Here is a 1207-nt window from a genome sequence, read left to right as displayed (position 1 = left end):
CATAATTTCTCCTAATTTAAAATCTTTTGATAATTTCTTGACAAATAATGATACAGACTATGTTGGAACAAGATTGCATGGTGGAATATACGCTTTACAACATGGACGTAGGTCAATTATTCTTGCCATAGACAACAGAGCTAGAGAAATTAAGAACAATAATAACATTCCATGTATAGAAAGAGATGATACTTCATCTTCTTTAGAAAAGATGATCAAAGCTAAATGGGATACTAGAATTCTGATTGAGGATGATAAAATTGAAAGATGGAAGCAACAATTTACGAAATAAAATAAAGATAGATTCAAAGTTTAGAACGCTGGGCTCAAATACAATTATTTTTGCTATTGGAAATGTTTTTTCAAAACTTATTTTATTTTTTTTAATGCCACTTTACACTAGTGCGATGAGTCCAACTGAGTATGGATTTGCTGAATTGATGAATAATGGTATAGATTTGCTTATGCCATTAGCAACCTTGTGTTTATACGAAGCAGTTTTTAGGTTTAGTATTGATGTTTCTTTGATTAAAAAAAAGGAAATACTTTCAAGTTCTCTAAAAATAATTTTAATTATCAATACATTAGTGTTATCCATTAGTATATTGGTGTTATTCCTCCTAGATTCTTTATATCCTATCTTGTTTAGTTTCATGCTATTTGCATATAGTATTAGACAATTATTTGCACAGTTTTCAAGAGGAATCGGAAAGGCAAGATTTTTTGCAATGAGTGGTATTCTTAATGCTATTATTCTAGGGATAAGTAATGTGGTATTAGTAGGGCTACTATCTTATGGGGTTAATGGCTATCTTTTCTCGATTGCATTAGGTAATGTTTCATCAGCATTTTATCTTTATTTTCGTGCAAATATAAAACAATTTATTGATTTAAAAATATTAGATAAAACTCTAATAAAAGAATTATTGACATTTAGTATACCAATGATACCTAACTCAATATCTTGGTGGTTTGCTAATATTTCAACAAGATACATTTTAGTTATGTTTCAAGGGATAGCGGTAGCTGGAATATTCACTGCAATTAGTAAGCTACCTTCAATAATAAATGTTCTTTCTTCCATATTTCAACAAGCTTGGCAATTTTCTGCCTCCAAAGAAATTTCAAATAAGCAAGCTTCTAATTTTTTTACTAAAGTTTTCCTGACTTACTATTCATTAATTATTGCTTCTTGCAGTTTAATTAT

General features: G+C 28.9%; 1 protein-coding gene and 1 pseudogene. Both read left to right on the top strand.

Annotated elements, in window-relative coordinates; all coding sequences use genetic code 11:
- A pseudogene (locus tag A5877_RS17140) lies at positions 1 to 292 on the top strand (polysaccharide pyruvyl transferase family protein); the annotation flags it as partial.
- Positions 261 to 1207, top strand: a 947-nt coding sequence (locus tag A5877_RS17135) for a lipopolysaccharide biosynthesis protein (protein ID WP_176273409.1), incomplete at its 3' end; no start/stop codon positions are given. The pseudogene A5877_RS17140 and the gene A5877_RS17135, both read left to right, overlap by 32 nt.

Source organism: Enterococcus sp. 3C7_DIV0644, from assembly GCF_002141235.1.
Taxonomy (GTDB): domain Bacteria; phylum Bacillota; class Bacilli; order Lactobacillales; family Enterococcaceae; genus Enterococcus_D; species Enterococcus_D entomosocium.
Note: the sequence above shows the minus strand (reverse complement) of the source record. Positions and strands in the feature narration are given on the sequence as shown.